Annotated in this window: 1 rRNA gene; it reads right to left on the bottom strand. The window is 44.4% G+C overall.

Annotation, left to right across the window (positions count from 1 at the left end):
- Nucleotides 1–58: ribosomal RNA gene (rrf, locus tag SAY88_RS26215) — 5S ribosomal RNA — on the bottom strand; the annotation flags it as partial.
- Nucleotides 59–259: the final 201 nt, after the last annotated feature.

The raw sequence follows: 259 nt of genomic DNA, 5'->3' as shown, positions 1-259 counted from the left end.
GCTTAACGACCGTGTTCGGCATGGGAACGGGTGTGACCTCTTCGCTATCGCCACCAGACTATATATAGGCCATTTTCTAGAAAATGGCTTGAACATCGGATTCTCTATCAGAGTATCTTAGTTCACATTTGAGATGGTTCTCTCAAAACTAGATAATGCGTGATAGAAACGTATGAAGATTCATTATTGGATAAGTCCTCGACCGATTAGTATCTGTCAGCTCCACGTGTCGCCACGCTTCCACACCAGACCTATCAAC

This window comes from Halalkalibacter flavus, from assembly GCF_036663575.1.
Lineage (GTDB): Bacteria > Bacillota > Bacilli > Bacillales > Bacillaceae_D > Halalkalibacter > Halalkalibacter flavus.
This window is presented reverse-complemented; position numbering and strand designations above follow the sequence as displayed.